Genomic DNA, 6000 nt, shown 5'->3' on the forward strand with positions numbered 1-6000 from the left:
AAGTGGTTCAACTCAAAGTCATCTTCCTAGGCACCTCCTCATCAGTCCCCACAAGGAAGAGGGGGCTGACCTCCATAGCGGTAAAGCGGGGCCCAGAGGTGATCCTCTTCGATGCTGGTGAGTGTGTGCAAAGGGCGATGATGCACGCTGGGCTGGGCTTGAACCGCCCAATGAAGATCTTCATCACACACCTACACGGAGACCACTGCGTGGGGCTGCTTGGCCTGCTTCAGAGCATGTCGATGATGCAACGTGATAAGCCGCTGAGCATCTACGGGCCCAAAGGCATCATCGGCTTCATAAAATACAGCGTCAAAGCTCTGGCATTTGACTTAACCTTCGACCTCCAGATAAAGAATGTGAAGGAGGGGCTTGTGGTGGAGGAGGCGGAGTATAGTGTGTATGCGTGTAGAGCGGAGCACTCCCGACCTACTTACGCATACCTACTTGAGGAAAAGCCCCGCCCAGGGGTATTCTACCCGGAGGCTGCTAAAAGATTAGGCATACCAGAAGGTAGGCTTTGGTCGATCCTTCAGAGAGGAGAGGCTATAACGTATCAAGGTAAGGTGATCACACCAGATCAGGTTACAGGGCCGAGGAGGAGGGGTAGGAAGATAGGTTACTCTGGGGACACGAGGCCGAGTAGGAGGCTGATCGAGTTCTTTAAGGGCTGTGATCTCCTCATCTTCGACTCAACCTACGCAGATAGGCACTCAGATAAGGCTGAGGAGAACCTACACTCAACAGCTAGGGAAGCGGCGTTGATCGCGAAGGAGGCTGGTGTGAAGACCCTTGTGCTTACACATTTCAGCGCGAGATACGATGATACATCTGAGCTTGTCAAGGAGGCTTCAGAGGTGCATAGCAACACAATCGCGGCAGAAGACCTTATGGAGATAGAGGTCAAATACCCCGAGTGAACCTAAACTGTCTTTCGAAAGCGGCTGTCTTCTCCTTCAACCAAGCTACACTCTTGAACGGGGGTTTGTAGGTTTCAACAACATAATACACCAGCTTATCTCTGATGTATAGTTCCTTCAGTATCTTCAGCCAATCTATCGAGCCGAGTCCGACTTCAAGGTGCTCATCCAGCCCACCTCTATTGTCGTGCACGTGAACCTCAAAGACACTTTCACCAAGGGTTTTAAGAAACTCGTCTACGAGCCCGGCTAGATTAGCGTGCCCAGCATCAAAGGTGACCCTAAGGTCCAAACCAGTCTCCTCCTTGATGTCTAAAAACTCCTGTGGTGTGACTAGAAAGTAGCCTAGATTTGGGGGCATATTTTCAACACTCAAGACTATGCCTCTGGAGTCAGCGTAGTCACGTAAACTCGCTATAGCATCAGCGTTAAGCAGACTTGTCCTCCTCTTATCCTCCTCGGAGCCCCTGTGGGCACCTGGATGTAGGTTGAAGAATACCGCTTCCAGCTCAGCGGCTGCGTCTATAGAGCCCCTTATCTTCATTATCGACTGCCTTCTACGAGAGGGCTCTCTGTCAGCGATGTTTATCCAAGGGTCGTAGGGGCAGTGTAGAGAAAGTTTGTAGCCGACGCTCACAAGATCCTTCAACCTATTTACTCTCACTTTATCTAGGGCGTGGTGCTCACTATCCACAACTTCCCATAGCTTAGGCTCCTCCCCCTCGTCTCTTTCAGCCGTAATCTCACGCTCAACAGCCTCAAAAGGCTCTTTCGCGTAGAGTAGGTAGAGTGTTGAGGCACCTACGTGGGTAGCCAACCCTTCTTCACAGAGGTGCAAGCCAGTCTAAAAACAAATCTTTATCTCTGCACTCAAAGTAGACCTTTATCGGACCAAGAGGCGACTCAGAAGGATCTTCGCAAACAACCACAGAACCAGCGTATGCAGCCTGCTTATTAAAGTAGAGCCAACTCCTTTCGCCTACAAGATGCTCTTCGTACAGCCGCCTAACCACACCAGCTATTCTACGCGCCCTTATCTGCTCATATAGTGCTGTGAGGCAGCTTGGGTCTGAGCTTTCGCCCGTAAGCATCCTACCAGAAGCCCCCTCTCTAACCTCTATAGTAGGCAGAATGTTTAACACCGCTCTCCTAACCTTCTCTGGGTCCTCTGTCTTCATAACCTCGACCACAAATGATGTGCGCACACTTACCTTAAGCGGCTCTACTCTCAAACCCCTCCAACCACCTTCTGACGATCTCCACAACTGTCTTCCGCAGATCCTCTATACTTACACTGTTGTTTGAGATGACTTCGTCTGCCAGCGCTATAGCTTCACCAACCCCTATCTCAAGCTCTCTTCTATCCCTCTCCTTAAACTTCTCCCAACTATCTGTTGAGTCGCTTCTGTTTCTGCTAACTATTCTAGCGAACCTTATCTGAGGCGAAGCGTGTATAGCCAGCAGCTTAGTTTCCGCCACACTACCTATTACACTAACCTCATCCACACATCTTATACCATCCACCACACAGAGCCTACCAGCCTCCATAATCTTTCTCAAAGCGAGCTTCGCCACCGCACCCCTACCTTCAGTTCTTATCTCACGCATAACCCTACCTAGATTCTCATCTGTAGGGAGGAGATTTCTTCTCGTAGCCTCCTCCCTGACCACATCGCCTAAAGTAACTATTTTAAACCCGAGTTGAGTCAGCATATTCGCTACCGTAGTCTTACCAGAACCAGGCATACCTGTAATGCAGACCGCCAGCCTACTTCCACGCAACCCTCTTTTTCCACTTCACCCTCCCTCCAGCATATTAATAGAGATTCCTTTTAACCACCATCTGCCTACAGTGTGGCGATGAGGGTCTTCATAGCAGTCGATTTGGAGAGCAGAGAAGCCTTAGCCAACTTAACCGCTCTTCAGAGGTCGCTGGTTGAAAGTGGTGCTGATGTGAAGCTTGTTGAGCCGCAGAATCTGCACTTCACAATCAAGTTCCTTGGTGAAGTAGATGCAAGCGTAGTGACCAAGGTTACAGAAATCCTTTCACAGATAGAGGCGCCTGCGATAAAGGTTGTGTATCAAGGTGTTGGTGCCTTCCCCTCAATAAGCCACCCTAATGTCATCTGGGTTGGTTCGGATAAGGAAGGCGGTATGCTTCTGACTAAACTCGCATCTACGGTGGAGTCTAGGATCGCTCACCTCAAGGTAGGAGACCGCAAACCCTTCGTCCCACACCTGACAATAGCGAGGGTTAGGAGCGCAAGGAATAAAGATGCTCTAATCAAGATCGTCAACTCAAACCTCAATACTGTGTTCGGCGAAGACACACTTACTAAGATAAAGCTCAAGAAGAGCGACTTAACACCTAAAGGTCCGATCTACACCGACCTATACGTGAAGAGTCTGGTGGGCGGCCCTTGACAAGCCTAGACGAGATTCTTGCAGCTGCGCGTAAGATGTGTGAGCCAGATGAAGAGGAGCGTAGGCTGATCTCTAAGGTGGCTGACACCATACTTAACAGGGCTAGATCAGTAATCGAGGAGAAGAGGATAGATGCTGAGGCTGTGCTGGGAGGCTCATATGCTAAAGACACGTGGCTCAAAGGGGAATGCGACATAGACCTATTCGTAAAGTTTCCACCAGATCTGAAGATGGATGAGTTTAAGCTGATAGGTATGGACCTAGCTAAAGAGATCTTGAAGGGCTACCCGACTCTAGTAAGGTATGCTGAGCACTCATATCTAGAGGGGTTCGTTGATGGGGTTCGCGTCAACATAGTGCCGTGCTTCAACGTCAAGCCCAAGCGTTGGATAAGCGCAGCAGACCGCTCACCCTACCACACAGAGTATGTTAAGAAGCATCTTAAAGAGGAGTTAAAGGGCGAGGTTAGGCTGCTCAAGAAGTTCATCAAGGCTAGGGGTGTGTATGGGGCTGAGGTTAAGACGAGGGGCTTCAGCGGCTATGTTTGCGAGGTCCTCATCATCAGATACGGCAGCTTCCTAAACACCCTAGAAGCCTTCTCAGAATTTAAACGAGGCGCTGTAATCAGCTTAGGAGAGGTGCCTGCAGACGTAAAACTGAGATTTCAAACCCCCGTCATTATACTGGATCCCGTGGATTCTGAACGTAACCTCGGCGCCGCGATATCTGAGGAGAGCCTTGCTACATTCGTCTCATCAGCCCGCAGCTTCCTGCAAAACCCCAGCCTAAAATACTTCGAGAGATGCGATGGCGAATCATACGTTCGTTTACTTGAGCCGATGGTAGATAATCTAATCCTCATCCTCTTCACACACGAGCAGAGGAGCCCAGACATACTCTGGGGGCAGCTCCACAAAACCTCGGAGGCGATAGAGAGGCAGATGAAGATAAGGGGCTTCGAGGTTCTTAAGGTCTTCGAGGCGAGCAGCGAAGAAGCCGAGAGCGCCATACTCCTCCTCCTAGAATCCCAGACTCTACCGAAGTACGTGGTTAAGGTGGGTCCAGACGTCTACCGCAAGGCTGACGCTGTTCGCTTTGTGCAGAAGAACCTAAACCGCTCAACCTTAATGTGGTTCTCAAAGGATGGTCGAATAATAAGCCTGCAAGAGAGGGCTGAGCGGAACGCAGTAGATGCGCTCAGGAACCTATTGAGCAACCCGACTGAGCTAGGTGTAGCAGAGGGTTTACGCGAGCCCCTCAGATCATCAGCCACCATACTTACGGGCAGAGAAGCCCTCGAAGCCGTTGAAAGTAAGGCTTGGTTGAGGAGGGAGGTGCAGAGGCTCGCAGCAACAAAGTACCTCACATTCGATCCAGATTGATAAGTTAGCTGAGGCACCCTACTCCACCATACTGTGCTACCCGAAGCCTGAGGAGCGGCAGATCGAAGAGAGGTTGAGTGAGCTTAGGAAGTTGGGTGTCGAGGAGGTGGTCTTGGAAGGCAGGGTCGAAATCTCGGGTCTTAGAGTGCTGGGTAAGGGTTGTGTGAGCATAGTGGTGGTGGCTAGGTGTAGGGAGGGTGAAGCGGCTCTAAAGATAAGACGAGTCGACGCGAACCGACCTAGCCTAAGCCAAGAAGCGGAGCTACAGTCCCTAGCGAATAGAGTAGGTGTTGGCCCAAAATTGTACAACTATTCAGACAACTTTATCTTGATGGAGCTGATAAGAGGGGTAAACCTACCGGACTGGGTGAAGGATCTTAAGGGTAGGGGTATGGTCTCAAATCTGAGGCGTGTATGTAGAGATCTTTTGGCGAAGTGCTGGAGGCTAGACCAAGCCCACCTAGATCACGGTGAGCTGAGCAACCTAAGCAAGCACGTTATCGTAGGAGATAGGGTTGAGATAATAGACTTCGAATCAGCGTCAACAAAACGCTCGGTCAGAAACCTAACCTCAGCAGCCCAATACCTCTTCATCGGAGGACCTGTGGCAAGCAAAATAAGGAGAGTCCTTAACCTCAAAGAGCGCAACACCATAATCGAAGCAATAAGATCATACAAAAGGGAGAGGGGGAGCGAAGAAGCCCTCCAACTCCTCCTAAAACGGCTAAAACTCGTTGAGCGACACAGCCAGACTTAAGAGCTTGTGTTGTATAGTTGTGATTGGTTTGTCGATAGAAGAAGCGGAGATTTTAAAAGAGAGAGCATACGCCTTCCTCAGGAACGCTAAGCGGCTATTCGAAGAGGAAGAATACGATCTATCAGCCTTTAACCTAGAGCAGTTCTGCCATCTTCTGCTAAAATACAAGCTGCTCATAAAGACAGGAACATACCCTAAAACACACTCGCTAGTGAGAATCCTAAGAGAGCTGAATGCTGCCTATCCGGAGAAGAACCTATCCTCATTCATCGAATCAGAAATACTTTATCTCACAAAGATGGAGGATGTGTATGTAGTTTCGATGTATCTGCCAAGAAGGTTTGAGAGGTGTGAGGTCGAGCAGCTACTCGCCTTTGCAGAAAGATTTAAGGATGTGATCGAAGATGTTTGAACACTACCTTAAGTCTGGTAAAGAGGCGCTAGAATACCTCTCGAAATACAGGGAAATAGCCAAGAGGGTTAAAGAAGTCGTCAAAACAGATTATAGGGACGCCAA

8 protein-coding genes are annotated in these 6000 nt (G+C 49.6%); 5 read left to right on the forward strand and 3 right to left on the reverse strand.

All coding sequences use genetic code 11. The annotated features are described in order from the left end of the window. Nucleotides 1-2 precede the first annotated feature (2 nt). Nucleotides 3-920 carry a ribonuclease Z gene (gene rnz / locus HA494_09180; GenBank protein NHV97937.1) on the forward strand — a complete coding sequence of 306 codons (918 nt, stop codon included), beginning with the start codon at nt 3-5 and terminating at the stop codon, nt 918-920. Here the strand turns inward: rnz and HA494_09185 are convergent. Genes HA494_09185 through HA494_09195 form a run of 3 tightly spaced genes read right to left on the reverse strand, consistent with a single transcriptional unit; the run spans nt 904 to nt 2666 of the window. Next, a complete protein-coding gene (locus HA494_09185) occupies nt 904-1737 on the reverse strand; it encodes a sugar phosphate isomerase/epimerase (protein ID NHV97938.1) in 834 nt (277 codons plus the stop codon). The genes rnz and HA494_09185 overlap by 17 nt on opposite strands. Before the next feature lie 7 nt (nt 1738-1744). Beyond that, nucleotides 1745-2152, reverse strand: coding sequence for a hypothetical protein (locus HA494_09190; protein NHV97939.1), 408 nt, complete (start codon nt 2150-2152; stop codon nt 1745-1747). Next, nucleotides 2133-2666 (reverse strand): AAA family ATPase, encoded by a 534-nt coding sequence (locus HA494_09195; protein NHV97940.1) that lies wholly within the window; start codon nt 2664-2666, stop codon nt 2133-2135. The genes HA494_09190 and HA494_09195 overlap by 20 nt, the downstream gene beginning before the upstream one ends. 114 nt (nt 2667-2780) lie before the next feature. Between HA494_09195 and thpR the strand changes: the two genes are divergently transcribed. The 4 genes from thpR to HA494_09215 all read left to right on the forward strand — a co-directional run bounded on the left by thpR (nt 2781) and on the right by HA494_09215 (nt 5895). Further along, a complete protein-coding gene (gene thpR / locus HA494_09200; GenBank protein ID NHV97941.1) occupies nt 2781-3344 on the forward strand; it encodes an RNA 2',3'-cyclic phosphodiesterase in 564 nt (187 codons plus the stop codon). Further along, nucleotides 3341-4726, forward strand: coding sequence for a CCA tRNA nucleotidyltransferase (gene cca / locus HA494_09205; protein NHV97942.1), 1386 nt, complete (start codon nt 3341-3343; stop codon nt 4724-4726). The genes thpR and cca overlap by 4 nt, the downstream gene beginning before the upstream one ends. A gap of 73 nt (nt 4727-4799) precedes the next feature. Next, nucleotides 4800-5483 (forward strand): serine/threonine protein kinase, encoded by a 684-nt coding sequence (locus HA494_09210; protein ID NHV97943.1) that lies wholly within the window; start codon nt 4800-4802, stop codon nt 5481-5483. A gap of 28 nt (nt 5484-5511) precedes the next feature. After that, nucleotides 5512-5895 carry a HEPN domain-containing protein gene (locus HA494_09215; GenBank protein ID NHV97944.1) on the forward strand — a complete coding sequence of 128 codons (384 nt, stop codon included), beginning with the start codon at nt 5512-5514 and terminating at the stop codon, nt 5893-5895. Nucleotides 5896-6000: the final 105 nt, after the last annotated feature.

The organism is Nitrososphaerota archaeon (assembly GCA_011605775.1).
Taxonomy (GTDB): domain Archaea; phylum Thermoproteota; class Nitrososphaeria; order Nitrososphaerales; family JAAOZN01; genus JAAOZN01.